The following is a 24,606-nucleotide window of genomic DNA, read 5'->3' as shown; positions in this document are numbered from 1 at the left end:
TCGGCCAGCCGTACGCGGTGCCCGCGTTCGAAGCGCAACCCACCGGTAGCAAGAACTGGCGACGTACGTTCGATCCCCGGTATCGGCAACCAGAAGTAGATGCCGGCGCACTGAGTCGCCAATTCTATCGTGACGTATGTGAGAGATGAGAGCATGTCAGAAAATGGCAACCACTACGGCGAGCGCAGCGACATCCCGGACGACTTTCGATGGATAAAGCTGTGGCCGAACTCGATGAGTTTAGTGCCAAAAGCGGTGGCGGTTGCCATCGTGGTGTTGAGCCTGTTCGTTCTGGCTCGACACGGACCGGTCTTCATCTGTATCGGTGGGTTCCTCGCAGGGAGCGTTGTCCTGCTCGGTTCGGTCGCGCCAAATCGTCCAGCTGTCACCCTCACCGATACCGGAGTGCGTCTCGGCTACCGCGTATGGGCGCCCTCGTCGCCGACCTACTTGTTGGGCGCAGCTACCTCACTATTGGTGTTCATGGCCGTCGGCGGCGCGTTGGGACTCGCTCCACAATGGTTCGCCTACGGAGGTGCGATAGGTGCAGTCTTGTGTGGTGGTGCGCTCGTCATAGGTTCTGTCGTCCGATCTCGTGCGTTGCTCAACATCGACGCCACCTCGTGCACAATCAAGATTCACCACGACCACTGGCGAGTGACGCTTTCGGACGAGCTAGACCTGGTCGCCGATATTGACCACTCCGCCGGCGATCAGCCGTGTCTACGGTTCAGTTGCCCACCTGGCACATCGGTCGATCTGACCACAGCGGAGCCGAGGACCAACGTCGACAAGGTCGAGCATGTGATTCGATCCAAGGACTTCACTGTGGAAGCCAACGCCCTGGCATCCACGTTGTTCTTCCTACGCTCGCACCCTGATGTCAAGGTGTCGCCGCAAGCATTGAGCCGCATGCTCATCCCACCACCGCGATCAGTTCGCCGACGTCTGGCAATCAAAGAAGCCATCGCCTATGAATGGTGATTCAGCATCGTTTGCGTAGTCTTTCCGCTGGTGATCATGGCGCTTATCTACACGTTGGTGGAAGGGATGGTACCGAGTGAAGAATTCGTCGGAGACAGAACTGCCTGGCGTGTTGCTGACCAGGGCCAGGGAACGGGGCGGCACTTCGAGTTCGTTGAGTCGCCGGAGCAGGTCGGCGGCGAGGTAGCGATTCCTCGATATTGGGGTGGGTGCCACCACATCGGCGGTGCGAACGGTTCTGTCTCCTGGGGGACTCCTCCGCGCGGATGAGGAGGAAGTCGTCCGCGCGGAGGGTGCTCGGGGCGCGGTGCGGCGACTACAGTCGACGAATGTCCGAGATGGTGCCGGGCCGGCTGCCCGAGCGGATCACCGGTAACGTCCGGCGCTGGCGGGCGTGGTGGCTGACTGACGATGCCGAGCCGAGTCGTGTGACCGTGCGGGTCGTCGGGTTCGTGCGGTCGGTGGTCACGTCTGGGCTGCTGTCGGCGGTGGTGCCGGTGTTGTTCGTACTCGCTTGTGCGGCAATCCAACTCGTCCAGCGGACCGGTCCGATCGCCGATCACCTGGCCGCGGGCCTGGTCGTCAGTGTGCTGTTGACGGTACCGTTGCTCGTCCGGCGGCGATACCCGGTGACGGTGTTCGCGGTGATCGCCGTCGTCGCCCTCGTGCAGTGGTCGTTCGATCTGCGACTGGTGGCCGACATGTCGCTGCTGATCGCGCTCTACACGGTGGCATCGGTCTATCCGGCGCGCATGGCGTGGGCGGCCGCGGCGGTCGTCGAGGTCGGATCGCTGCTGGCGGTGCTGCGCTGGCAGCCGGTCGACGGGCGTGTCGACAGTCTGGTCCTGCTGACCGGGCCGACCGTCGCCGCCGTCTGTGCCGGGATGGCCGTCCGTAGCCGACGGGTGGCGATCGCGACGGCCGCCGAGGATGCGCAACGGCGCGAACGGGAACGTCATCAGCAGGAGATGATCGGGGCCGCGCGCAACCGGGAGCGGATCGCCCGGGAGATGCACGACGTGGTGGCGCACGGATTGTCGGTGATGGTGACATTGACCGAAGGTGCTCTGGCCAAACAGGATTCCGATCCGGCCGTGGCGCGGGCAGCGATGACGCGGGTCGCCGACACCGGCCGGAGTTCGCTGGCCGAGATGCGCGATCTGGTCGGGATTTTGCGCGGCGACGACGATCCGCCCCACCGGCCGCAGCCGGGAATCGGTGAACTGGACTCGCTGGTGCGCGAGACCCGCGCCACCGGCGTCGACGTCGAGGTCGTCACCGACGGCGTCGTCACCGCGCTCGGAGATGCGGTGTCGCTGAGCGTGTATCGCATCGTGCAGGAGGCGTTGACCAACGTGCGTAAACACTCCGAGGCGAGCCGGGTCCGCGTCGAGCTGAGCTACCGCCCCGACGAGATCGTCGTCGAGGTCCTCGACGACGGCGGCGGCTCGGACCGAGCGCGGGGGAGCGGGCACGGGCTGGCGGGGATCGCCGAGCGTGCCGCGCTGCACGGGGGACAGGCGCATGCCGGGCCGGTCGACGGTGGCTGGCGGGTGTGGGCGCGGGTGCCGACGGGCGGGCCGGTCCGATGACCATCCGGGTGGCGCTCGTCGACGACCAGGAACTGGTGCGGATGGGCCTGCGCATGATCCTCGACGAGGCCGACGGTATCGAGGTGGTCGGCGAGGCATCCGACGGTGAGCAGGCCGTCGCGCTCGTCGACACCTGTCGTCCCGACGTGGTGTTGATGGATGTGCGGATGCCTCTCGTCGACGGCGTCGAGGCCACCCGGCGGGTGGTGGCGCACGCACCGCAGGTGGCGGTGCTGGTGCTGACGACCTTCGACCTCGACGAGTATGCGTTCGCCGCCATCCGGGCCGGGGCCGCCGGGTTCTTGCTCAAGGATGTGCGCGGCGCCGACCTGGTGGCCGCGGTGGCTGCGGTCGCGCGCGGCGACGCGGTGGTGTCGCCACGCATCACCCGCGCGCTGCTCGATACGTTCGTGGCGACCCCGGACGCCACTGCCACCGATGGCGGTTCTGCCGGTGCGGGGGTGGACGTGCTCACCGACCGGGAGCAGGAGGTGGTCGCCGCGGTGGCGCGTGGACTCTCGAACCAGGAGATCGCCGCGGAGTTGTACGTCTCCGAGACGACCATCAAATCCCATGTGGCGCACATCCTGGCCAAGTTGGATCTGCGCAACCGGATTCATGTCGTCATCTATGCCTACGAGCACGGGCTCGCCGGGCGCAGAGGCTGAACACCCGGGTACGCCTACCATCGGAAGAATGCCTGCTCTGGAGATCAACGTCCGTGGCTCCGCTCGGGAAAACTTCACGCCCGAGCGGGCATTGGTACATCTGCGAGCCGAAACCTCCGGTGCCGAACGCGATTCGGTCTACCGCGATGCGGTTGCGGTGCAGGCGCGGCTGGCCGGGGAGCTCGACGGGCTCGTCGGACGGTCGGCGGTGACGACGTGGTCGGCCGGCACCGTGCACGTGTACTCCTATCGTCCCTACGACAAGAACGGCAATCGCCGGGACCTGGTGTACACCACCGACATCGGCGTCGACGCCGAGTTCGTCGACGTCGACGAACTCAATCGCTTCATCGACGTGTGGGCCGTCGAGCCCGGCGTGAGCGTCGACGGGGTTCACTGGGATCTGACGGATGAGAGCCGTCGGCGACACGAGGCACAGTTGCGCGCCGACGCCGTCGGAGACGCGGTGCTCAAGGCCCAGGCGTATGCCGATGCGGTCGGTCGCGGTCGGGTGGTACCGGTGCAGCTCGCCGACCCGGACATGCTCGCTGACCCCTCGCCGGTCGCGCGCGGCATGATGCTGGCCGGTGCGCCGTCCGGTGCCGACGGTGGTCCGGCGCTCGACCTGCGGGCCCGCGACATCGAGCTGTCGGTGCAGGTGGATGCGCGGTTCGTCGTCGAGCCGGACTGATTCCGGCGCCGCCGCTGTCTGAGAGAGTGATGTGAACCGGCCCAATTCGGGTGTCGGTCGGCGCGCCTGCGCTGGATACACCGAGGTCGTCCCTAGATTGTGTGGTGGCCCGGTGTAACCAGAGTGAAGAAAGGGAGAGCCATGCCGAACTCCGTCCTGTGGGTCTGCCTCGTCGCGGTGTGGCTCTTCGTGTTGGTCCCGATGATCATCAAGGGCCGCCCGCAGATGAAGAAGACCACCGACGTCGCCAAATCGACCCGGCTGCTGCACCGCGGTGGAACGCGAGCGCACAATGTGCGCCGCCGCGCCGCGGGCGCGCACCCGCACGATCCGTCCTGGAAGTCCGAGCGGACCACGAGCCGCACCGCGACCGCCGTTCTCGACGAGGACGAGGACGAGGATATCGAGGACAGCGTCGATGCCGACGATGTGGACGCCGATGACATCGTCGCCGAAGCCGGTGTCGCCGAGGATGATTCGGTAGACAGCGATTCGGTGGACAGCGATTCGGTGGACAGCGATTCGGTGGACAGCGATTCGGTGGACGTCGATTCAGCGGTGGCCGACGACGCCGAGGATGACGAGACGGTCCCCGTCGCGCGTGTCGAGGCCGACGTCGTCGAGGTGGAGGTCGATCTGGTCGACGACGCCGAGGATGACGACGAGGAGCGGTCCGAGAACGACGACCTCGACGGTGACTATGAAGACGCCGAGTACGAGGATGCCGAGTACGAGGACGAAGACGCGGAGTACGAGGACGATCTCGACGACGAGTACGACGACGATTACGAGGATGCCGAGTACGACGATGACCTCGAAGACGAGTATGACGACGATGCCGAGTATGACGACGATGCTGAGTACGACGACCTAGACGACGCCGATCTCGATGATGAGATCGACGAGGAGTTGGAGGGCGTCCACCGGCGGTCCGGCGTGGCTGCTGCTGCCAAGGAGACCGACCCGGATTCGGCGCAGGACCGTAAGTCGCGCCGCCGCAGTGCGTACCGGATCGATGCGACCGGTGACGCGTTGCGCTACAAGGAGCGGCAGCGGGTGACTCTCGTCCTGGCTGCGCTGGTTGTTGCTGCGGTCGTGTGCGGCGTCCTGCTCGGGCTCGTGGGTTGGGCAGCGACCGGTGTGGCCGGCGTGGTCTTCATCGGCTATCTCTTCTACCTACGCCGAACCGTGAAGGCAGAGCACCAGATTCGGGCGCAGCGGATCGCGCGGGCGCGGCGTGCTGCCCGCGAGGATGCCGAGCGTGAGCGTCGGGAGATGCAGACCGAGGAGTTCGCGGCGGCACCGACCCCGCCCCGGCTGCGGCGACCCGGTGGCGCTGTTGTCCTCGAGATCGACGACGAGGACCCGGTCTTCGATCACCTGCCGCCGTTCCAGCGGCGTCGGGTCATGCGCGAGGACGAGGACTTCCGGCACGCCGCTGCCGGCTGACGCCGACCGATTTCGGGTGCGCCGCAATCCATTCGCGTCCTGCACGCGCTGCGCGGCAGAGCGCCAGACGTTCTCCGACGTATAGCGACGGTGCACCCAGCAGCGGTATCCACGACAGCGTCGAGAATGGTCGGGGAGCCCGGGGCCGGCGACTCATCTCGGCGTCGACCTTGCGCAGGATCTGCGCCGTATCCCAGAGGAGCCGCAGTGCCGAGGGCCGGCCCGTCGTCGGAGCGTCTGCCCCTCCGCCCGACGACGGCAGGGCGTCGTCGGGTAGGTCGCGATCGCACAGGACCGACGCGAGGAGCCGAATCTGCCATGACCGGTCGGTGACGCCGTACTCGCGCGCGACGGCGATCAAGACGGTCGCCTGGTTGGCGAATCCGAGGGGTGTGGCGATGGGCAGCGCCTTGGCCCACGCGCCGAGGACGCCCGGGTAGGCCAGCGCGACGGTGTTGACGGTGCCGAGCCGGCTGATCCACCAGTCGGCCCGCGCGTTCATCGACAGTTCGGCCCAGCCCTTGGTGCCCGGCCAGTCCGCGACGTTCAGCGCGTTCGCGACCGAGTGCTGCACGGCCGCGAGGCCACGGTGTTCCCCGTCGTCGAAGGTGTGCTCTTTCAGGCCGAGCGGATCGCGGTCGGCGAGCAGATCGAGGAGCGGGTCGATCACCCCGATCGCCGCATCCAACGATCGTGCCAGCTGGTCGTTTGTCATCTCGGCCACGTCAGCAGAGTAACCACAGGTGGGGGTGACACGCGCTGACCTGGCGTTTGTGAGCACCGGCGGGGGTGCTGCTAGAGTGTCAACGGTCGGTTTCCGGACCGGCACGGGGCTATGGCGCAGTTGGTAGCGCGACTCGTTCGCATCGAGTAGGTCAGGGGTTCGATTCCCCTTAGCTCCACCGAGAACACCAGATCAGGCGGCCTCTCCCGAACCGAGGAGGGGCCGTTTTTTTTGCTCACCCGCCGAAGGTCCGATCCGATCAGGAGGTCGGCGAGGTCGGGAAAGTCGGTGCCGCGTTTCGGACCGTAACGGTTGGTGTCAGACCAGGCGGCGATGCATATCCGCGACTGCTGCAGCTCGCTGATCGTGCGGGCGTGTGCCGGCAGGTGCGGCGGGTGGTGTCGTTGATGGGGTTGCGGTGGATCGCGTCATGCTGGGCGTCGAGCGTGAGCATCCCGATAGCGCGGTGTGGTGCCGCCGGGACCGCGCATTGGTCGGCACCACACGCCGGAACCGGTCGAGGACGCCGACGGTGCCTCTCCGACTCGGATGTCACCGAGGCTGGGGGTGATCCGCAGGGCGATCAGTTCGTGGTCATCGTCGAGGGTGTCCACCGCGTGGTCACCGAATTCGACGCGCATGGCGAGCCACAGCCGGGCGGGTGATCCGCTCCCAGGTGCCTGGGGGTAGCGGTGGACGTGGCATGGCTAGTCATCGAGACCGAGTTCGGCCATCACCTTGTCCAGAGGCATGGTGACGTCGTCGCGCTCGTGGACTGACAGACGGTCTTCGAGGTCGTCGATGTGTGCCATGAGGTCGTCATAGCGCCGCGTGGAAATGAGGACGGCGGCAGGACGTCCGTAGTTCATGATGACGACGTTGTCGTCATCGGCGTCCCTGACGAGTTCGGAGAGACGCCCCTTGGCCTCACTGACCGGGACGAGATGTGGTGTGGTCATCGGTAAACCTATCCGCGTGAGCGATTCGGGTGACAGTGACGACGCGGATCGAATCCTCGATGAGATAGACGACCCGGGAGTTTCCGACGCGGATGCGATAGGCGTCAGTGCCGATCATGGCAGCGCCGAGAATCTGCGATGGCTGCGTACTTGGCCAGTGTATGACTGATCTGGTGTTGTGTGCCGAACGCCCGGAAACGGTAGGTTTCACTCTCTCGGAAACCGCTTGATATTTAGGTGATCGGCGGTAGGTTTCTCGGCGCACACCCGCGGGGACTCTGGTGGCGTGAGCGTGGTGGTGATCGGCCAGATCGGGCGTGATCTGGTAATCCGAACGGACGGCCTGCCCGAGCCGGGCGGGACGGCCCCGATCGTGCAATGGCACGAGGCGCTCGGCGGCAAGGGCGCCAATCAGGCTGTGGGACTTGCCCAATTGGGTGTCGAGGTGTCGTTGATCGGGGTTGCCGGAACCGATCGGTACGGCGACGACGCGGTCGCCCAGGCGGTCCGGGACGTCATCGATGTCACCGGGGTGGTTCGTCGTGGCCGCACGGCGTTGCTGGTCGACCTCGTCGACGAGCCGGCCAGTCGACGATTGTTCGAAGATGTTCCGGCGGAGGCGCTTTGCGGTGTGCCCGACATCGAGCAGTCGGCGGCGCTCATCGCCCGCGCCGACACCGTGTCGCTCCAGTTGCAGCAGCCGGGACAGACCGTGCTGGCAGCCGCGCGGCGGGGGAGGGTCGCCGGCGCGCGGGTCGTCGCGGACGGCGCCGTGCAACCAGACCTCCGGGCCGACCTACTGCCGCTGCTCGATGTGCTGCGTGCCGACGCCGAGGAGGCCGCGCTGATCGCCGACGACGCCGCTCCGACGACGCAGTCGGCGGCCCGCGGACTCGCCCGCAAGCTTCTGGCCCAAGGTCCGTCGCTGGTGGCGTTGGCGATCCCCGACGTCGGCGACCTGCTGGTCTGGCGCGATGGTAGCGAGCTCTACCCGCATGCCGACGTACCGGTGCAGGACACCACGGGTGCGGGAGACGCCTTCGTCGCCGGACTCATCGCGGCGTTGCGCACAGGCGCCGATCCACGTCGCGCCGGGCAGGTGGCATCGGCGGCTGCGGCATCTACCGTCCAGCACCTTGGTGGCAGGCCGACGCTGGAGGCAGTTCGTCGCCACAACCTCGTCGAATCGGTAAGACATGGCTCCCGGAAACCGAGAGCCATGTCGTACCGATTCCGGGCGGGTCACCGAAGTGGGTTGACGATCCGCACGCCGCGAAGGGTGCTGCCGTGTATCAGGTCCTCGGTCCAGAGTTCGTCGCAGCTGCCCGGGCTGCCGCTTCGGCAGCGCGTCGAGGATTCTTGCAGCATCGGTGCGCGTCCGGCCGAGTTTGCGTGTGAGTACCGAGTGCAACTCGATGAGCACTTGCGTGCTGACGACCGCATTCGTGGCATTCGCGCCGAACAGGTCGCGCGCACGTGACTGCTTGTCGGGGAAGCTGTCGTCGAATTGGTAGGCGATAAGATTTGTGTCCAGGAATACGGTCACTGATCGGCCTTGTGGGGCTCGTCGTAGAGTTCTTCGCGCGTCCAGCCGGCGCCGCTGGTGGTTCCACTCAACGAGCGCGATAGGTGAACAAAGTCGACAGCCGCGCGTTGCCGACGGGAATCGTCGGCATCCGTCGGCGCACTCGATGAGACGTTGTGCAAGATACTGATTCACTGATTCGCCGCGTTCGATCGCCCGTATCCGCGCTCGCTTGAGTGTCTCGTCGTCGACGGTGATGGTCAGGTTCGCCACGAAGTCAGTGTAGTACTGGTTCCGTGTTACACGGCTCGCGTCGCGCGACAGGCTTCTCATGGGTATCCGCGGGGAGACTGGTGGTGATCGGCCAGGGCGCGTCATGTGCCGTCCTGTCCTTGCGCGCCATATCGAGTCCACCCCCGAACGCCAAGAACTGGATCAGCACTACCCCGCGAATCGGTACGACATGACTCCTGGAAACCGAGAGCCATGTCGTACCGATTCCAACCCCGAGGGACGGGGGCCGAGCGCTACTGCTGCTCGTTCTTCTCCCGCTGCTCGTCGGTCTTGGCCTGCGCGCGTGCCTTGTCGGCGGCTGCTTCTTTCTCCGCGACCTCGCGCTGGGAGTCGGCCTTGTCCTGCTGGGCCCGGCCCTCGCGGGTCAAGTTGTCCTGACCGCTCAAGGCGCCGGCAGCTTCTTTCACCTTGCCCTTGGCGTCTTCGACGACGCCCTTGACGCCCTCCGAGGGTCCACTGTTGTTGTCAGCCATCAACTTTCTCCTATCCTTGTTATCTGCTGCAGTTCCCGTAATGAGCGACGGTGATCACCTGGTGGTGTAACCGCCGTTGGCGAAGATGGTCTGCCCGGTGATCCATCCGCCATCGGTGACGAGATATTTGATCAGCGGCGCGATGTCCTCGATATCGGTGAGTTGATCGTCCATCGCTTGCGACTTGTGGAATTCGACCCGTTCATCGGTCTCCTGCGGGTAGAAGAAGGGGGTGTCCATCGGGCCGGGCCCCACATTGTTGACCGAGATGCCACGCTCGATGAATTCCTTGGCGGCGGCACGAGTGAAGTGCTCGGCAGCGGCTTTGCCGCCGTTGTAGGTGGAGTAGCCGTCGGTGAAGGCAGGCAAGAGCGAGGTGACGAGGGTGACGATCCGTCCACGGTCATTGATGCGCCGCCCCGCCTCCTTGAGAAAGAAGAATGCGGCCTTCGCGTTGATACCGAGCATCTTGTCGTACTCGTCCTCGGTGGTCTCGAGAATCGGCTTGCGGAGCACCATTCCGGCGGTGTTCACCGCGATGTCGAATCCGTCGAATTCCCGGACAGCCGTGTCGAAGACGCTCTCGACGTCGTTCGGCCGAGTCAAGTCGGCCTGGACGGCGACCGCCTGCGCACCGGCCTCCTGCACGGCCTCGACCGTCTGCTCGGCGTCCGAAGCGGAACTGTCGTTGTGATAGTGCACCACCACCCCGCGGGCGCCTGCGTCGGCGAACGTTCGGCTGACCAGACCGCCGAGATTCTTCTCGCCGCCGCCGATCACGGCGACCTTGTCTTCCAGCGTCGTCCTGTGCGTCGTCACCACAACCTCCTTAGGTCACGAACTTTCGTTACGAGACTTCGCCCCAGCTGGGATAGGCAGTACCCGATGTCGGCAACCGGTAAACCGGTCACCGCGGTGGGGGGATCTGCACCGATGGGCCGTCACGCCCGAAGGCGCGGTCGGGGCTCCGACTACGCTGTCGATGTGGCTCCCATCACAGACCGCGTCGGCGCGTACCTGCTTCGGAACCGTTCGGTGGTCCGCGCCCCCATCTGGCTCTATCGGCACAATCTCGGATGGCTGTTGGGTCGGCGGGTGCTGATGCTCGAACACCTCGGACGCCGGTCCGGCCTCCCGCGGTACGTCTGTCTCGAGGTGGTCGACCGGCCGTCGGCGGACGTGCTCGTCGTCGTCAGCGGATTCGGTACGAGCTCTCAGTGGTACCGGAATCTGATGGCCTGCCCGGAGTGCAAGGTCAGCATCGGCACTGCGCGGAGTCTGCCCGCGCGTGCGCGCCCGATGTCCGACGAGGAGTCCGCCGAGACCCTGCAGCGATATCAGCAGGCGCATCCTCGCGCGTGGCGGAATCTGCGGGGCATGATCGAACAGGCCACCGATGCGTCCGTCACGACTCTCCCGATGGTCGCTCTGGGGTTGGCCGACGTCAGTCGATCTGCAGGCGGACCGGATCATCGGTCGCATTGAGGTAGACCGCGAGGTCTGCCTCCTGCTCCATGAGTGCGGTGACCTGACCGCCGACGATCTTCAGCGGAACGTCATGCCCGGGGACCATGATCACGGACTTGTCGGCTTCCATCAACGATTTCAGCTTCCGGATGCTTGCGACGCCGGCTGCGGCATCCATCGTCGACGCGGCTGTCTCCGTGCCGAGCTCATACCGATTCTTGACGGAGTCGCCGGCGAAGAGAACGGTGCCGGTAGGGGTTTCGGTCCGGAAAGCGATATGTCCTGGGGTGTGGCCGGGCGTGTCGATCGAGAAGATGCCCGGCAGGACCTCCTGATCACCGCGCACCAGGCGCACATCGCGGCGACCGTTCGCAAGTTCTCTGACGTGGAGATCGGGAACAAACGTCGTTCCCGGCGGCTGTGCTGCGGCCCAATCCATTTCGGTCTCCGACACGAGCACCTGCGCGCCGGGGAACATCGTGAAGTTGCCGACGTGATCCCAATGGAGATGGGTCACCAGCACGTGCGTGATCTCGTCGGCGGTGATGCCGAGCCGGCCGAGTCGCTCGTGTAGAAGCGGAATGTAGGCCGGGGGACCGGTTTCCACCAGCACGCGCCGTTGGCCGTCGTGGAGCAACGAGACGCTGCTCCATCCCAGGCCGCCATGGGTTCGGCTGATGGCCGGAAAGCCTTCGACGAGAAGATCGAGCATGTACATCAGGCAGCCACCTCGGATCGTTGTAGCGGACGATTCGACAAGTACCGGCTGGTGAACGATCCGATGAGAAGCAGGACTCCGGCGACCAGGAATGGCGCGGTGTAGCCACTCGTCCAGTCCACGAGGTACCCGGTGATGATCGGTGCGAGCAGACCGAAGAGGTTGCCGCCGAAGGTCACCAGCGCGAAAACCCGTCCACCGGAAGACTTGTCGGTGGTCAGGTCGCCCGCCAGCGCGAAGTTGAGGGTGATGGCCGCGGTGATCACGAGCAGGATCCAGGAGATCAGGATGACGACGAGGGCAAAATTGCCCACCCACGGCAACGCCAGCAACGGAAGTCCGAGCAGCAGCGTGAGGCTCACAATCTTGCGCCGGCTGCCACTGAGCACGTCGGTGTTCTTGACGGCCCGGTCACTGATATAGGCGATACCGACACTTCCGACGGCGGCGATGCCGTACGTGATGCCGGTGACCCAGCCGGAGCCCACATCTTTGAGGCCCTTTTCGGTGGTGAGATAAAGCGGAAGGAAGCTCAGGAAGAGATAGTTGGTGTAGACGGCGCATCCCTGGGTGATCATCAGCCCCCAGATCGTCCGCATCCGCAGCAGCGCAACGACACTCAACTTTGCGGCACCGTCGGGGGTGATTGGGCTGTCCCGGTTCTCGAGAATGAACTGGCGCTCGGTGTTCGTCAGCCACCGAGACTTCTCCGGCGTGGTGTAGACGATGGACCACACGATTCCGACGAGGATACCGGCCGCGCCGAGAATGAAGAACGATGCGCGCCAGCCCCATGCGGCGATCAGGTAGGCGGCGATGACGGCACCGACGGCCGGACCCACCAGCGCACCCGCATTCAGCATGCCGGTGAAGATGCCGCGTTCCTTCGACGGCGCCCATTCCCGCACCACGAGATTGCCGACGGGATAGACGCTCGATTCGCCGGCGCCGAGCAGCAGTCGCGCGATGACGAGCATCGTGAGCCCCAGCGCTCCGCCGGTCAGGCCGGCACCCAGGGACCAGACGATGATGCTGATCGGCAGGATGAGTCGCGCGCCCCATCGGTCGGCCATCATGCCCACCGGTACGAGAAAGACGATGTAGGCCCAGTTGAAGACGGACGTGATCAGGCCGAATTGTCCGGTGGAGAGGTCGAATTGGTCGATGATGTGCGGCGCGGCCACGGACATGTTGACGCGGTCGATGTAGCCGAGCGTGATGATCAGCAACAAGCCGAACGCGATGATGAAGCGCCGGTTGTCGGTCAGGCCGCGCATAGTGCTGTGCTCCGTCTGCGACCGAGTCAATATTGACTTCATTGTCGAATATCCTTAGAAGGCAGAAACGAGGGTTGTTCGTTGGCCGTCCAAGGGCGCATCGATATCGTTGCGCCCTTGGACTTCCGGGGGTGCGCTATGCGACGGGCTGGCCCTGCCGCGACGGCAGTTCGACGGTGTAGCGGTCGACCTTTTCGAGGTCGAGTTCCAGGCCCAGGCCGGGGCCCTGCGGAACGGCCAGCATGCCGTTGGTGGGCTCGGGGTAGCCCCCGACAAAGATCTCCCGGCAGGGATTGTCGATGAACATGTGCTCGAGCGCGAGCAGTCCGGGGGCCGCCGCCGAGACGTGCAGCGCGGCCAGCTGCGAGTACCCGCCCGAAAACCCCGTGTGCGGGGCGAAGGCCAGGTTGTGGGCGTAGGTGAGCGTCCAGATGTGCCGGGCACCCGTGATGCCTCCGCAGCGGCCGAGGTCGGGCTGCACGACGTCGATGAGGCGCTTTTCGATCACATCGCGCATCGTGAAGATGCCGAAGTCGGTTTCGCCGCGCGCCAACGGCGTCGACGTCATGCCGTGGATCTGCTCGTAGCCGCCGAGGTCGTCCATGAACACCGGCTCCTCGAACCAGCGGATGTCCAGCGGCTCCATCTTGCGTCCCATCCGGATGGCGCCGGCGGCGTCGTAGGCACCGTTGGCGTCGACGACGAGTTCCAGCTCATCGCCCACGGCCTCGCGGATGGCCCAGAGTGCGCGGAGGTCGGCGTCCTGGCCACCCTCGTGCGGCTTGCGGCCGATCTTGACCTTGAGTCGCTTGAAGCCGCGGGCCTGCTGCGCGAGGGCCTCGGTGACCATGGTGTCGGGGTCGGAGATGTAGACCGACGAGGCGTAGACCGGGACCTCCGAGCGACCGGCGCCGGCGAGGAGCTGCCACACCGGCTTGCCCTCGATCTTGCCCACCAGGTCCCACAGAGCGGTGTCGGCGCCGGAGACGGCTTCCATCACCACACCCGACACGTGACCCCAGGTGCGCAACTGCTGAACCATCTCGACCCACAGGCCCTCGATGTTGCGCGGGTCCTTCCCGATGAGAACCGGGGCCAGCAGGGACTCGACTGCGACCGCGGTCATGGCACCCCCGCGTCGGGCGAGTGCTTCGCCGTAGCCGACGTGCCCGGAATCGTCGTGGATCTCCACCAGAACCATGCTGTAGGTGTTGAAGTCTCCGGCACCGAAGACAACGCCGGCCTCGGGCGTGGCTTCGAGAAAACGCGCTGTGACGGCGGTGATGATCGCCATGGTTGTAACTCCTTCTTCATGCTTCCCACTTTGTTGTGAAGCGGGTCACCACCGACGCTAATCACGCGTGGCGTCTCAGCTCAACCTCGCACGGGCAGAATCCGCGGCAAGTTGGCTGGCCCTTGCCATTTCGGGGAGGTAGCTCGCTCGGCTTCTCTATCCATGAAAAGCGGGAAGCGATTTTTCACCTAGTGAGAAGGTCGGATCGATGGCAAGTAGCCCATGCTGATCGACGCCTTGTCGGCGGCGCGCCGAAGCTGAGGGAGGAGTTCGTCGATCATCCGTTCGTGCGACCACTGCGCGGATTCGACGGACACGGCGATCGCCCCGGCTGCTCCGTCCAGGTTCATGACGGGCAGCGAGATCGAGCGCAGGCCGAAGGCCACCTCCTCGTCCTGCGATCCCCAGCCGCGTTCCCGGATGGTGGCGAGCTCGGCGCGCAGTTCGTCCATCGTCTGCACGGCATTGGGGCCCATCCGGTAGCTCGCAAGATCGACGCCGGCCAAGGTCGCGTCCAGCTCGGGGTCCTCCAGACAGGACAGCAGTACCTTTCCCATTGCGGTGCACGCGGCCGGAAGCAGCGACCCGGCCACCACATTTCCCACGACGTATCCGGCCGACTTGTACCTCAGCAGGTAGACGATGTCGGCGCCGGACAGGACTGCCAGGCTGCAGGTCTCCCGGGTGTGCCGCTGCAACTCGCGCAAGGGCAGGCGGGTGGCCTCGACGACCTCGTTGCCCTGCAGCGCGGCGAACCCCAACGTGAGGACGGCCGCGCTAGGGGTGAACGTGCCGTCATCGAGCTGCTCGACGTAACCCGAGTCCTCGAGGGTGCGCAGGATCCGAAAGCACGTCGACACCGGAATCTTCGTCGTCCTGGCCACCTCGCTGACGCCGAGCGCCCGCTCGTTGGGAGTGAAGCAGGCCAGCACCCGCAGACCCTTCTCCAGCGCGGCAATCCGATAGTGGTCCGTCAAACCCCACTCCACTCGTCAGCAACTATGAACCACAGCATAACGAAGGGGAGTGGCGGTCGATCGCAGTTGCGCTCCCGCTCAACGATTTGCTTCCCGCTCACCGAGATCGGTGAGCGGGAAGCAAATGAGTGAGCGGGAAGCGAACCGGCGGCGGCCGCCGCCGGCGGATCACCGATACATCTGCACCAGCGGGCAGGTGAAGGGGTCACGCTCGCCGAGGCCGGCCTGGTTGAGGTAGCGGACGACGATCGCGTAGGAATTGAGCAGTGACGTCTCGGTGTAGGTGACCGAGTGGCGAGCGCAGTGCGCCCGCACGAGGGGCCGGACCTTCGCGAGATTGGGTCGCGGCATGCTCGGGAACAGGTGGTGCTCGATCTGATAGTTGAGCCCGCCCATCATGAAATCGGTGAAGCGTCCGCCGCGGATGTTGCGTGACATGAGGACCTGACGGCGCAGGAAATCTACCCGCATCTCCTTGGGAACCAACGGCATACCTTTGTGGTTCGGAGCGAAGGCGCCGCCGAGCAGGACCCCGAACACGCCCATCTGGATAAGGATGAAGGCGAGCGCCAGCAGCGGTGGCATCACCACGAACGGCAGCACAAACCCGAGGCCGAGTCGCAGTGTGATGAGTGAGAGTTCCAAAAAGCGTTGTGGCACATGCGTTCGCGCAAACAACCCTTGATAGCTCGCGACGTGGAGTGCGGCCCCTTCGAAGGTCAGCAACGGGAAGAACAGCCAGCCCTGCCTGCGAGTGAACCAGGCGTAAATGCCCGAACGCGCTGCCGCGTCCTCGGGGACGAACGCGATGGGGCCGTCGGCGATGTCGGGATCGACGCCGATCTGGTTCGGCGACTTGTGATGTCGATTGTGCTTGCCCCGCCACCAGTGCAGCGATAATCCGGCGCCGGCAGCCGCCGTGATGCGAGCCACCCACTCGTTGGCGGCGCACGAGGCGAACATCTGCCGGTGGGCACCGTCATGTCCGAGGAATCCGAACTGGGTGCTGATGATGGCGATGGCGCCCGCGACGCCCAGTTGCCACCAGGAGTCGCCGAGCATGACGACCGCGATCCAGGCGGCGACCAGCGCCACCGAGGTGGCCGCAATGCGGACGATGTAGAAACTCCGTCGGCGTTCCAGCAGGCCCGAGGCACGGACCTCGGCGGCCAGCTCGGTGTAGGAGCTGACGAAATTGTTGCGGTTGGGGCGGATCTGTTCGGTCTGTGACACGTATGCGCCTCGTGCTTTCTGCTCTGTGCGAGCCCCACTGTCAGGCGCCATCGGCGTGACGGGACTCCCAGGGATGAGGCGGGCGGTACTCAGGAAAGTACCGGCGGAAATTCAGGCCGGAGAATGGAATTCACCACGTGGGCCAGACCGTGATGTCGGATGTGCTGATGGGTACGGCGGTGTCGATGGGTGCGGCTATTCGGTGGACCGGTGTTCTCCGGCGCGGCGCGCTTCGGTGCTGTCGGAGAATGTGAGGTGCACCGACATCGGCGCGTCGGTGGGCAGTGGTGACTCGCCTGTCGCCTCATACGGGTGGGAGAAGAGTTCGTGGGTCATGGTCATATCCTTTGAGGTTCGCCGGATGCATCTGAATGTCGTGGGGGGAGTCGTGCGATGGGGTGCGGAGACGGCTCCGGACTCGGTGACTCGGGGGAATGCGCGTCATCTCCGCGCTCCTCACTGGACGCCGCTGCAGCGAAATGATCGTCCTGCCGAAGGGTGCGTCAGCACCGGCTGGGGTGCCCCAACCCTACAGGACGCGGGGGATCTCGGTCGGAAACGCCGATATAGACGGCAACAGCCCCGACACCGGGATGGTGTCGGGGCTGTCGGGCCTGATGAGAGGCTTACAGAGCACTCACATTGGTGGCCTGAAGACCTTTGGCGCCCTGCTCGACGTCGAACTCGACGCGCTGCTGCTCTTCGAGAGAGCGGTATCCGTTGCCCGAGATCGCAGAGAAGTGAACGAAAACGTCCTCACCCTGGTCGTCGGGGGCGATGAAGCCGAAGCCCTTTTCGCCGTTGAACCACTTAACGGTTCCTTGTGCCATCCTGCAACTTCTTCCTGTTGAAGGGAATCAACGTGACTCCCCGCAAAGATTGTCGCACACTTCGTACACAAAGCAAGCATCAGTGCACAACGGCTACCATCCGGGCATGACAGCAACTCGCGTCCCCGTGAAGTTCGAGCCACTGTTCGGCGACGTCGGCCTCGATCCGACCTTTGAGGCGATCGCCGAGGAATCGGGCGTCAGCGTCGATGGCGCTCGCGAGGCGCTGACCGGCGCCGTCGACGATTCGACGACAGTGCAGAAGATCGCCGACACCTTGTGTGTGGTGCCCGAGGCCCTCGACGAGCTCATCCAGGAGCGATAGCCGGCCCGGCGGCTCCAACCTCGGCCGAACGCCCGTTCCGCGGCCCAAGCACTTGCTAGGTTCCCTGCATGGGCTTGCGCAGGATGGTCGTCGGCGTCAGTGTGATCGCCGGGGCGATCGTCGCCCTCATCGGCGGGGGCGGTGGAGTCGCACGCGCCGAGTTGCCGGTCGGCTACAACTTCCTCGGCGGCATCCCCGACGAACTCGCTCACCCGGGTGGGTCGCTGCCCGGCTCCAATGACCTCTCCTGCCGGCCGTCGGCCGCGCATCCGAATCCCGTTGTGCTGGTTCACGGTACGGGCGGATCGCAACAAACCAACTGGGGTACCTACGTACCGCTGCTGAAGAATCAGGGCTACTGCGTCTTCGCGCTCACCTATGGCGTCGTGGACCGGGCGCCGTGGCCGGTGAGCGCCGTGGGCGGGATGACGCCGATGGAGGGCAGTGCGGCGCAACTCGCCGCCTACGTCGAGAAGGTGCTCGCGGCCACGGGCGCGCACAAGGTCGAGATCGTCGGGCACTCGCAGGGCACGCTGATCCCCGACTACTACGCGAAATTCCTCGGCGGACACGACAAGATCGACAAGTACGTCTCGCTCGCACCGCTGTGGCAGGGGACCGGTGTCGGTGGCGCTGCGGTGCTGATGCCGGTTCTCCGGCAACTCGGCCTCAGCGCCGCGCAGTTCCCGCTGTGTCAGGCCTGTGCACAATTCGACCCGTCGTCGGTGTTCATGATGAAACTGCGTGCCGGCGGCGTCTACTTGCCCGGCATCACCTACACCAACGTCAGCACGCGCAACGACGAACTCGTCGTGCCGTATACCTCCGGACAGCTACCCGGTGGTCCCAACGTTCACAACATCGTGGTGCAGCAAGGATGTCCGGTCGACTACACCGAACACGCCGGGCTCGCCGGTTCCCGGCGGGCGGCGTACTTCGTGCTCAACGCGCTCGATCCGGCGCATCCCCGGCCGGTCCCGTGTGACCGGGCCGCGCCGATCACCGGCAGCGCGTTCTAGGCGATGTCTGCGGCGGTCAGACTGCGGGCTGCCGCCAGGCGCCGATTGAGGCCGACGGCCAGCCATGGCTTTGCTCCCCACGCGATCGCCCGACCCGTGAGAAGAGCCGAGCCGGCCGAGAAGCGACCGTGCGCGGCGAGGACGACGGTGATCGGGTCGACGCTGATGTAGACGTCTGGGTGCGGCGAATCGGCCGGGTCGATCTCGAGGTGCCCGTCGTCGAATCGGTAGACGATCCGCTCGGAAGTGCGTCGGATGCGGACGTCGTAGGTGGCGTTGTGTCCATGGCAGATATGCGAATCTGCCCAGGGCCGCAGGAGTTGATGTCCGCCGCGGGTGACCATCGGCGCGATTGTCGGGTCGATGTCCCAGCGTGCACCGAGCACGCGCGCGATATCGCGGCCACGCACCGTCATCTCGCCGATGAGAATGCCCAGTGCGGTATCTGAGCGAACTCGCTGGCTGCCGGCGATCCGCATCATCGGGACCCGTGCGCCGAAGTGGCGAACAGTGTCGAGGAGCTCATCGAGGTCGGCGAGAAACTTATCGGCCAGTGTCCGGGTGTCCCGGGTGGGCAGATTGGCGATCTGCTTCGCGTAGACATCATTGAGATCGCTTGGCCGGCAGGGCCATTCGTCCTTACCGCCGACGAGGTCGAGGTAGCGCGACGGCTCGCATGCGATGTGTCCGACACAGTCGGCCAGCGACCATCCCCGACACGATTCGACGCGCACGTCGGGCGAGTCGACGTCGCGCACCAACTCGGCGAAGCGCTCGCCGATCGTCCGTGCCGCGTCGATGTAGTCGAAACGAGAAATCGTTCCGGGCATGCACACACCCCCATTCGCGCCGCCGACGTTACTCGGCAGTCGGCGAAAGTGCATCAGTTGATCCACAGCGAATTGTCAAAGGAAGCCGAATCGTGACCGATCCTGCTTTCTGGGGACGGACCTACCAATAAAAGGGGAAAGCTGTCTGTAAATACGGGAGGGTCAGAGTCTTCCGAGAAGCGATGCGATGCGGGAACCGCGGCGCGGCGCGGCCAGCTCGCCGGCCCGTCCGGCCCGGGTTCGCAGATCGTCGACGAGCGTGGCGACCGTCTGCGCGGAGTCGGTCTTGTTGGTGCCGATGAACCCCGACGGCCCGCGCTTGATCCATCCCGTCACATACACGTCCGCCAGCGGCGACCGGGACAGCGGTTCGCCGGCCGTTCCGTCGCCGACGACCCGGCCGTTCTCGTTGGGGATGACGCCCCGGACCGGATCGAACGGCAGGCCGGGCACGGGCCGACCGCGATATCCGATGGACGTCAGGATCAACCCGGCCTCGACGCACTCGGAACCGCCGTCGGAACGGTCGACGACGACACCGCAGGCACGTCCGTCGACCACGCTGATCGTGCGTGGCGTGCGGCCGAATGCGAAGCGGATGTGCGGGACCGTCGGCGTCGGACGCGCGGCGACCTCGCGCAGCACCTCGAGCTTGGCGCGTGTGACCGGGTCGGTCGTCGAGGACGGATCAGGAACCTCGTCGGACTGGTCGACGGTCACGGGGATGCCCCCGTCGACCAGCCCGACGAGCTCGGGCAGGGTGAACGCGGCGTGTTCGGCGCCGCGTCGACCCAGGATGGTGACCCGGCCGATGGCCGAGTTGCGGAGTGTGGCGAGGGCGTGGCCGGCGATCGAGGTGGCGGCCAGCTCGCGTGGGTCGCGCACCAGGATGCGGGCGACATCGAGCGCGACGTTTCCGGTGCCGATCACCACGGCCTCCGGCACCGAGAGATCGACGTCGAGGTCGGCGAAGTCGGGGTGATCGTTGTACCAGCCGACGAACGAGGTGGCGCTGGTGACGCCCCGTGAGCCGGCGCCGTCGATCTCGAGGCGCCGGTCGGTGGTGGCGCCGCCGGCCCAGATCACCGCGGTGTGGCGCGAGCGCAGATTCTCCAGGCTCAGATCCTGGCCGATCTCGGTGCCCAGGCGGATCTCGAGGCGCGGGTGCCCGGCGATGTCGTCGAACAGCGCCATGACCGACCGGGTCGACTCGTGGTCGGGCGCCACACCGAAACGGGCCAGACCGAACGGGCGGTCGAGCCGTTCGTACATGACCACCCGCACCTGCGGGTAGCGCAGCAGATCGTCGGCGGCGTACATCGCCGACGGTCCCGAACCGACGATGCCCACCGACACCGGGCCGTCGACGCCGAGGGTATCGGGGTGCCCGATCGGGGCGAGCGGCCGGCGGTGCGCGGGGTCGACCGGAAAGCGCGCCTCGGTGAGTCCGGCCGCGGTATCCGGTGCGTCGGCGGACGTGATGGGGTACATCGACGCGTTGATGTCGATGAACCGCTCCTGACCGTCGGTCAGGCGATGCGACGCGGTGATCGCGCCCACCGGGCACGCAGTGACGCATGCGCCGCAGTCCACGCACGTGGCCGGATCGATGTAGAGCATCTCGGCGATGCCGAAGTCGGGTTCGTCGGGGGTCGGGTGAATACAGTTCACCGGGCACGCGTACACACAGGACGCATCACCACAGCAAGCCTGCGTGACTACATGGGGCATGGGATCAGAGGTCTTCGGCTATCGGGGTAATGGCTATCGGGGGAGCTGACGCGGGGTCGCGGCGATCAGGGCGCCGAGTAGATGGGTTCGCTGCGGAATCGTGAGGACCGACCGGAGATGCCGAGTATCCGCCACAGGCCCCGGGCCGCCGGGTTGTCCAGGCCGCACTGCTCCGCGAGCATCCGCACGTCGCCGAAGACGTTGCGCCGCACGCGTTTGGATTCCGGTGAGCCCCAGAAGATCTGCCGCATCACCGAGTCCGGAATGTCGAATTCGCGACGGAAGGACCGCGGCGGCACCATGATCGCGCCGAGCAGCCCGCGCATGGCGATGGGGAGCGTGAGCGAGAGCAGGAAGCGCCGTACCGGGCCCTTCTTCGGGACCGTCTCACGCAGGTGGTGGTGCGCAAAGGAGATGTGCCGCGCCTCCTCGGCGACGTGCAGTTGCATGACCGCCGACATCGCGGGATGTAGGTCGTCGGTGGTGCGCAGGAAGTCTTTTTGCAGGTGGTCGATCGGCTCCTCGCCGCCGAGTATGCCGAAAAAGAACACCGTCGGGAAGACCGTCGATATCAGCGGCAGGAACATCGAGACCCGACGGTAGAACACTTTCGCGCCGGGCACGTCCATCCCGATCCGGTTCACCATCTCCTGGAACATCAGGGTGTGGTTGCATTCTTCTTTGGATTCATGGGTGGTATAGCGAAATCGCTTGTCGCCGTTGTGGAGTGCGAAGCTGTACTGCATGAGTCCACGGATCAGGATGGATTCGAACTGCAGGCCGACCTTGGCGACGTTGGCCTGACGCCACATGCCGATGGCGATCTGCTTGTCCCGCGGCTGCGACTGATACCAAGGGTGGCGTCCGATCGGATCGACGTCATAGGACAGAATCCACCGCGGATCGTCGGGTATCACCGCCATCTCCGGGGCATCCCAGTCGATGTCGAGGTAGGGATCGAAGTTGCGGTGTACCGACGCCGCCGACAGGTCATCGAGGACTCGTGCGTAATCGTGATCGGTGTCGGACTTGGATTGTTCGGGAACGTACCTGAGAACCTCGGTCATCTCTGGCTCCTGGAATTCGGGCGGCACGGGCGATCGGACATCGTGCCTTCATACGACAACAAGCGTTGACACTGACGGTAGATGTGCGCGCCGTCGTATGTCAACGGTCAATGTCACATTTGTCGGTGTGCCAAATCTCCTCATGTTTGCGACCGATCGCCTCGATCAGACGTACTGACGAGATGCGGATGCCCTCAAGGACGACTCTCGGGAGATCATGTACGGCATGGAGAAGATCCTGATCGTCATCGGCGCGATTCTGTTGATCGTGGCCGTCACCGAGCTGGCGCCCCGTATCCGCGTCCCCGCGGCCCTGGCCCTGGTCGTGATCGGCGCGGTCATCGGTATCACCCCGTTCGTGCCGGCGATCCACCTCGATCCGGAATGGATTCTGGTCGGCGTCCTCCCGCCGCTGCTCTATGCGGCGGCCGTGCAGATGCCGACCATGGAATTCCGCCGCGACTTCCGCACGATCAGCGCGCTATCGGTGGTGCTCGTCCTGGTCAGCGCTGTCGCCCTGGGCTTCTTCTTCCGGGCGATCATCCCCGGAATCGATCTGGCGACCGGCGTGGCGTTGGGTGCCATCGTCAGCCCGACCGACGCGGTGGCCACCTCGATCGCCAAGAAGCTCGGGGTTCCCTCCCGCGTGACCGCGGTTCTCGAGGGTGAGAGCATGCTCAACGACGCGACTTCGCTGGTATTGCTCCGGGCGGCGGTCGCGGCGACCGCGGCCTCCATCTCGTTCGGCGGGGTCGTTCTGAACTTCGCGTATGCGGTGGTGGTTGCCGTGGTGATCGGCGGCGTCATCGGTGTGCTGAATCTGTGGGTGCGTGCGCGCGTCGCCGACCCGGCGGTCAACACCGCCATCTCCTTCACCGTGCCGTACCTCGCCTACCTGCCCGCCGAGGAACTGGGTGCCTCGGGCCTGGTCGCGGCCGTGACCGCGGGGCTGATCACCGGCGCGGGCGCGGTCCGTTACCTGACGCCGCGCCATCGACTCTCCGACACCCAGAACTGGCGGATGGTCGAGATGCTCGCCGAAGGTGGCGTCTTCTTCCTCATGGGCCTCGAACTGTTCGGCCTGATGCGGGACGTGGCCGACGAACACGACGGGGTGGGGCATGCGGTGTGGCTCGGGCTGGCCGCACTCGGGATGTCGCTGGTGATCCGCTCGATCTACATCGTGCCGGTGGTGTGGCTGATCGATCACCGCAGGCAGCGCGGTCAGGCCATCCGTCCATATCTCGAGAACTACACCGCGAGACCGACCGCCGGTGCGTCGTCGGACGAGCAGTCGCCGATACGTCAGCGGCTGCGGCGCTGGGGTTGGCGATTGCGGTTCCGGCACAAGCGGGATCCGGATCAGGCCTCGCCGAACACCATGTCGCCGGAGACGGCCGGACGCATCAACGCGCGCATCACGCGGACGCTGGCCGACATCAACTACTACGACGAAGCACCGCTGGGCCGCAAGGAGGGCGTCATCATGGTGTGGGCGGGAATGCGTGGCGTCGTCACCGTCGCCGCGGCGCAGACCCTGCCCACCGACATCCACTCGCGGTCCCTGCTGGTGTTGACCGCATTCGTGGTGGCGGCCGCCTCGCTGCTGTTGCAGGGCGGCACGTTGACGGGGCTCATCCGGAGCCTGCACCTGCCCGACACCACCGAGAACAAGCGGGCCGAGCGACTACGGTTGCGCGGGGAGATGGACCAGACGATGCGCACCGCGATGGCGCAATCGGAGTTGGTCCGGCAAATCCCTTGGCTGCGTGCACGTATCGAACAGGCCAGCCACGAGGCCGAGCAGGACGACGGCAGCGACGACGGCAATGAAGGAGATATCACGTCCGGGGCCAGCTACGGCCTGAACTACACCGAACGCGCCCAGCTGCGGGCGGTGCGCCGCGAGATCATCGCGGCCCAACGTAGACACCTCCTCCGCTTACGCCGAGAGGGCAGCTACTCGTCGGAGGCGTTGTCGCGGATGCTCAATCAACTCGACGCCGAGGAGATCAGCCTCGACCCACAGCTCGGCTGATCTCCTCGGATACCCGGCGACGGCGTTCAGCGACGGGACTCGCAGGGCAGCAACGCCATCTCGCGTGCGTTGCGGATCGCGGTGGCGACCTGACGTTGCTGCTGCGGTGTCAGACCGGTGGCCCGGCGTGGCCGGATCTTGCCGCGGTCGGAGATGAACTGCCGTAACGTCTCGACGTCCTTGTAGTCCACCGGTTCTCGGCCGGTCGGCCGTAGGCCCAGTGACATGAGCTTGTTGCGGGGCCGCGGCTGGTTCTCGTCGGGCCGCTTGCCTCGCTCGGAATCGGATGGGGACATGGGATTCTCCTGCTGAGTCGGAGGGCTGGGCGCTGGTAGCGATAGCGATACGTCGCTGTGGCAGCGGTTAGCCTCGATTTTTCGTGCCGGTTGTTCAGTGTGCGGGTTTCGCCTCGGATCGGGTTGGTCCGAGGCGGTTTTCGGT

25 protein-coding genes and 1 tRNA gene are annotated in these 24,606 nt (G+C 65.6%); 11 read left to right on the top strand and 15 right to left on the bottom strand.

Features of this window, described 5'->3' with window-relative positions; genetic code table 11:
• The first annotated feature begins 138 nt into the window (after window positions 1–138).
• The 5 genes from ACLQ3C_RS18110 to glpR all read left to right on the top strand — a co-directional run bounded on the left by ACLQ3C_RS18110 (window position 139) and on the right by glpR (window position 5,384).
• The gene (locus ACLQ3C_RS18110) at window positions 139–984 is read left to right on the top strand and encodes a hypothetical protein (protein ID WP_425706483.1); all 846 of its coding nucleotides are present in this window, start codon (window positions 139–141) and stop codon (window positions 982–984) included.
• Window positions 985–1,313: 329 nt separating this feature from the next.
• Window positions 1,314–2,576 carry a sensor histidine kinase gene (locus ACLQ3C_RS18105; protein WP_425706482.1) on the top strand — a complete coding sequence of 421 codons (1,263 nt, stop codon included), beginning with the start codon at window positions 1,314–1,316 and terminating at the stop codon, window positions 2,574–2,576.
• Window positions 2,573–3,244, top strand: a complete 672-nt coding sequence (locus ACLQ3C_RS18100) for a response regulator transcription factor (RefSeq protein ID WP_425706519.1) — start codon at window positions 2,573–2,575, stop codon at window positions 3,242–3,244. Before ACLQ3C_RS18105 ends, ACLQ3C_RS18100 begins: the two co-directional genes overlap by 4 nt.
• A gap of 28 nt (window positions 3,245–3,272) precedes the next feature.
• On the top strand, window positions 3,273–3,935 hold the full coding sequence (locus ACLQ3C_RS18095) for an SIMPL domain-containing protein (protein ID WP_425706481.1): 663 nt from the start codon (window positions 3,273–3,275) through the stop codon (window positions 3,933–3,935).
• Between the two features lie 141 nt (window positions 3,936–4,076).
• Window positions 4,077–5,384, top strand: coding sequence for a gephyrin-like molybdotransferase receptor GlpR (glpR, locus tag ACLQ3C_RS18090; protein ID WP_425706480.1), 1,308 nt, complete (start codon window positions 4,077–4,079; stop codon window positions 5,382–5,384).
• Here glpR and ACLQ3C_RS18085 read toward each other — a convergent pair.
• Complete coding sequence (locus ACLQ3C_RS18085; RefSeq protein WP_425706479.1) at window positions 5,341–6,108, bottom strand: hypothetical protein; 768 nt, start codon at window positions 6,106–6,108, stop codon at window positions 5,341–5,343. The two genes, glpR and ACLQ3C_RS18085, sit on opposite strands and share 44 nt — an antisense overlap.
• Window positions 6,109–6,213: 105 nt before the next feature.
• Between ACLQ3C_RS18085 and ACLQ3C_RS18080 the strand changes: the two genes are divergently transcribed.
• A tRNA-Ala gene (locus ACLQ3C_RS18080) sits at window positions 6,214–6,286 on the top strand.
• Window positions 6,287–6,815: 529 nt separating this feature from the next.
• Here ACLQ3C_RS18080 and ACLQ3C_RS18075 read toward each other — a convergent pair.
• Complete coding sequence (locus tag ACLQ3C_RS18075) at window positions 6,816–7,067, bottom strand: type II toxin-antitoxin system prevent-host-death family antitoxin (RefSeq protein WP_425706478.1); 252 nt, start codon at window positions 7,065–7,067, stop codon at window positions 6,816–6,818.
• A 286-nt stretch (window positions 7,068–7,353) separates the two neighbouring features.
• Here ACLQ3C_RS18075 and ACLQ3C_RS18070 point away from each other — a divergent pair, with 286 nt between their 5' ends.
• Window positions 7,354–8,547, top strand: a complete 1,194-nt coding sequence (locus ACLQ3C_RS18070) for a PfkB family carbohydrate kinase (protein ID WP_425706477.1) — start codon at window positions 7,354–7,356, stop codon at window positions 8,545–8,547.
• A 572-nt stretch (window positions 8,548–9,119) separates the two neighbouring features.
• On the opposite strand, the gene ACLQ3C_RS18065 is transcribed toward ACLQ3C_RS18070, so the two are convergent.
• Window positions 9,120–9,359: a CsbD family protein gene (locus tag ACLQ3C_RS18065; RefSeq protein WP_425706476.1), complete on the bottom strand. Its 240-nt coding sequence runs from the start codon at window positions 9,357–9,359 to the stop codon at window positions 9,120–9,122.
• Window positions 9,360–9,413: 54 nt separating this feature from the next.
• On the bottom strand, window positions 9,414–10,178 hold the full coding sequence (locus tag ACLQ3C_RS18060; RefSeq protein WP_425706475.1) for an SDR family oxidoreductase: 765 nt from the start codon (window positions 10,176–10,178) through the stop codon (window positions 9,414–9,416).
• 165 nt (window positions 10,179–10,343) lie between these two features.
• Here ACLQ3C_RS18060 and ACLQ3C_RS18055 point away from each other — a divergent pair, with 165 nt between their 5' ends.
• Entirely contained in the window at window positions 10,344–10,844 is a 501-nt protein-coding gene (locus ACLQ3C_RS18055; protein WP_425706474.1) for a nitroreductase family deazaflavin-dependent oxidoreductase, read from the top strand.
• Here the strand turns inward: ACLQ3C_RS18055 and ACLQ3C_RS18050 are convergent.
• The 7 genes from ACLQ3C_RS18050 to ACLQ3C_RS18020 all read right to left on the bottom strand — a co-directional run bounded on the left by ACLQ3C_RS18050 (window position 10,804) and on the right by ACLQ3C_RS18020 (window position 17,155).
• Window positions 10,804–11,544: an MBL fold metallo-hydrolase gene (locus ACLQ3C_RS18050; RefSeq protein WP_425706473.1), complete on the bottom strand. Its 741-nt coding sequence runs from the start codon at window positions 11,542–11,544 to the stop codon at window positions 10,804–10,806. The two genes, ACLQ3C_RS18055 and ACLQ3C_RS18050, sit on opposite strands and share 41 nt — an antisense overlap.
• Window positions 11,544–12,821, bottom strand: a complete 1,278-nt coding sequence (locus tag ACLQ3C_RS18045; protein ID WP_425706472.1) for an MFS transporter — start codon at window positions 12,819–12,821, stop codon at window positions 11,544–11,546. The genes ACLQ3C_RS18050 and ACLQ3C_RS18045 overlap by 1 nt, the downstream gene beginning before the upstream one ends.
• Window positions 12,822–12,957: 136 nt before the next feature.
• Entirely contained in the window at window positions 12,958–14,115 is a 1,158-nt protein-coding gene (locus tag ACLQ3C_RS18040; RefSeq protein ID WP_425706471.1) for a mandelate racemase/muconate lactonizing enzyme family protein, read from the bottom strand.
• Window positions 14,116–14,303: 188 nt separating this feature from the next.
• The gene (locus tag ACLQ3C_RS18035) at window positions 14,304–15,092 is read right to left on the bottom strand and encodes an IclR family transcriptional regulator (RefSeq protein ID WP_425706470.1); all 789 of its coding nucleotides are present in this window, start codon (window positions 15,090–15,092) and stop codon (window positions 14,304–14,306) included.
• Window positions 15,093–15,260: 168 nt separating this feature from the next.
• Window positions 15,261–16,325 (bottom strand): fatty acid desaturase family protein, encoded by a 1,065-nt coding sequence (locus tag ACLQ3C_RS18030; protein WP_425706469.1) that lies wholly within the window; start codon window positions 16,323–16,325, stop codon window positions 15,261–15,263.
• Window positions 16,326–16,520: 195 nt separating this feature from the next.
• Entirely contained in the window at window positions 16,521–16,661 is a 141-nt protein-coding gene (locus ACLQ3C_RS18025; RefSeq protein ID WP_425706468.1) for a hypothetical protein, read from the bottom strand.
• Between the two features lie 290 nt (window positions 16,662–16,951).
• Window positions 16,952–17,155, bottom strand: coding sequence for a cold-shock protein (locus ACLQ3C_RS18020; RefSeq protein ID WP_425706467.1), 204 nt, complete (start codon window positions 17,153–17,155; stop codon window positions 16,952–16,954).
• A 106-nt stretch (window positions 17,156–17,261) separates the two neighbouring features.
• On the opposite strand from ACLQ3C_RS18020, the gene ACLQ3C_RS18015 reads away from it, so the two are divergent.
• Complete coding sequence (locus tag ACLQ3C_RS18015; RefSeq protein WP_425706466.1) at window positions 17,262–17,480, top strand: hypothetical protein; 219 nt, start codon at window positions 17,262–17,264, stop codon at window positions 17,478–17,480.
• Between the two features lie 68 nt (window positions 17,481–17,548).
• Window positions 17,549–18,499: an esterase/lipase family protein gene (locus ACLQ3C_RS18010; protein WP_425706465.1), complete on the top strand. Its 951-nt coding sequence runs from the start codon at window positions 17,549–17,551 to the stop codon at window positions 18,497–18,499.
• On the opposite strand, the gene ACLQ3C_RS18005 is transcribed toward ACLQ3C_RS18010, so the two are convergent.
• The 3 genes from ACLQ3C_RS18005 to ACLQ3C_RS17995 all read right to left on the bottom strand — a co-directional run bounded on the left by ACLQ3C_RS18005 (window position 18,496) and on the right by ACLQ3C_RS17995 (window position 22,127).
• Entirely contained in the window at window positions 18,496–19,329 is an 834-nt protein-coding gene (locus ACLQ3C_RS18005) for a maleylpyruvate isomerase N-terminal domain-containing protein (RefSeq protein ID WP_425706464.1), read from the bottom strand. The two genes, ACLQ3C_RS18010 and ACLQ3C_RS18005, sit on opposite strands and share 4 nt — an antisense overlap.
• A 162-nt stretch (window positions 19,330–19,491) precedes the next feature.
• Window positions 19,492–21,060 (bottom strand): 4Fe-4S binding protein, encoded by a 1,569-nt coding sequence (locus tag ACLQ3C_RS18000; RefSeq protein WP_425706463.1) that lies wholly within the window; start codon window positions 21,058–21,060, stop codon window positions 19,492–19,494.
• 65 nt (window positions 21,061–21,125) lie between these two features.
• A complete protein-coding gene (locus ACLQ3C_RS17995) occupies window positions 21,126–22,127 on the bottom strand; it encodes an AurF N-oxygenase family protein (RefSeq protein WP_425706462.1) in 1,002 nt (333 codons plus the stop codon).
• Between the two features lie 226 nt (window positions 22,128–22,353).
• Here ACLQ3C_RS17995 and ACLQ3C_RS17990 point away from each other — a divergent pair, with 226 nt between their 5' ends.
• Window positions 22,354–24,165 carry a cation:proton antiporter gene (locus ACLQ3C_RS17990; protein ID WP_425706461.1) on the top strand — a complete coding sequence of 604 codons (1,812 nt, stop codon included), beginning with the start codon at window positions 22,354–22,356 and terminating at the stop codon, window positions 24,163–24,165.
• Window positions 24,166–24,191: 26 nt separating this feature from the next.
• On the opposite strand, the gene rpsR is transcribed toward ACLQ3C_RS17990, so the two are convergent.
• The gene (rpsR, locus tag ACLQ3C_RS17985) at window positions 24,192–24,461 is read right to left on the bottom strand and encodes a 30S ribosomal protein S18 (RefSeq protein WP_425706460.1); all 270 of its coding nucleotides are present in this window, start codon (window positions 24,459–24,461) and stop codon (window positions 24,192–24,194) included.
• Between the last annotated feature and the right edge of the window lie 145 nt (window positions 24,462–24,606).

It is taken from the genome of Gordonia sp. DT30 (assembly GCF_049844915.1).
Taxonomy (GTDB): domain Bacteria; phylum Actinomycetota; class Actinomycetes; order Mycobacteriales; family Mycobacteriaceae; genus Gordonia.
This window is presented reverse-complemented; position numbering and strand designations above follow the sequence as displayed.

Bases quoted from the DNA above. Each gene is read 5' to 3' on its own strand.
- ACLQ3C_RS18105 (WP_425706482.1), top strand. From the start codon at position 1,314: ATGTCCGAGATGGTGCCGGGCCGGCTGCCCGAGCGGATCACCGGTAAC.
- ACLQ3C_RS18100 (WP_425706519.1), top strand. From the start codon at position 2,573: ATGACCATCCGGGTGGCGCTCGTCGACGACCAGGAACTGGTGCGGATG.
- ACLQ3C_RS18095 (WP_425706481.1), top strand. From the start codon at position 3,273: ATGCCTGCTCTGGAGATCAACGTCCGTGGCTCCGCTCGGGAAAACTTC.
- glpR (WP_425706480.1), top strand. From the start codon at position 4,077: ATGCCGAACTCCGTCCTGTGGGTCTGCCTCGTCGCGGTGTGGCTCTTC.
- ACLQ3C_RS18075 (WP_425706478.1), bottom strand. From the start codon at position 7,067: ATGACCACACCACATCTCGTCCCGGTCAGTGAGGCCAAGGGGCGTCTC.
- ACLQ3C_RS18065 (WP_425706476.1), bottom strand. From the start codon at position 9,359: ATGGCTGACAACAACAGTGGACCCTCGGAGGGCGTCAAGGGCGTCGTC.
- ACLQ3C_RS18050 (WP_425706473.1), bottom strand. From the start codon at position 11,544: ATGTACATGCTCGATCTTCTCGTCGAAGGCTTTCCGGCCATCAGCCGA.
- ACLQ3C_RS18045 (WP_425706472.1), bottom strand. From the start codon at position 12,821: ATGCGCGGCCTGACCGACAACCGGCGCTTCATCATCGCGTTCGGCTTG.
- ACLQ3C_RS18040 (WP_425706471.1), bottom strand. From the start codon at position 14,115: ATGGCGATCATCACCGCCGTCACAGCGCGTTTTCTCGAAGCCACGCCC.
- ACLQ3C_RS18025 (WP_425706468.1), bottom strand. From the start codon at position 16,661: ATGACCCACGAACTCTTCTCCCACCCGTATGAGGCGACAGGCGAGTCA.
- ACLQ3C_RS18020 (WP_425706467.1), bottom strand. From the start codon at position 17,155: ATGGCACAAGGAACCGTTAAGTGGTTCAACGGCGAAAAGGGCTTCGGC.
- ACLQ3C_RS18015 (WP_425706466.1), top strand. From the start codon at position 17,262: ATGACAGCAACTCGCGTCCCCGTGAAGTTCGAGCCACTGTTCGGCGAC.
- ACLQ3C_RS18010 (WP_425706465.1), top strand. From the start codon at position 17,549: ATGGGCTTGCGCAGGATGGTCGTCGGCGTCAGTGTGATCGCCGGGGCG.
- ACLQ3C_RS18005 (WP_425706464.1), bottom strand. From the start codon at position 19,329: ATGCCCGGAACGATTTCTCGTTTCGACTACATCGACGCGGCACGGACG.
- ACLQ3C_RS18000 (WP_425706463.1), bottom strand. From the start codon at position 21,060: ATGCCCCATGTAGTCACGCAGGCTTGCTGTGGTGATGCGTCCTGTGTG.
- ACLQ3C_RS17995 (WP_425706462.1), bottom strand. From the start codon at position 22,127: ATGACCGAGGTTCTCAGGTACGTTCCCGAACAATCCAAGTCCGACACC.
- ACLQ3C_RS17990 (WP_425706461.1), top strand. From the start codon at position 22,354: ATGGAGAAGATCCTGATCGTCATCGGCGCGATTCTGTTGATCGTGGCC.
- rpsR (WP_425706460.1), bottom strand. From the start codon at position 24,461: ATGTCCCCATCCGATTCCGAGCGAGGCAAGCGGCCCGACGAGAACCAG.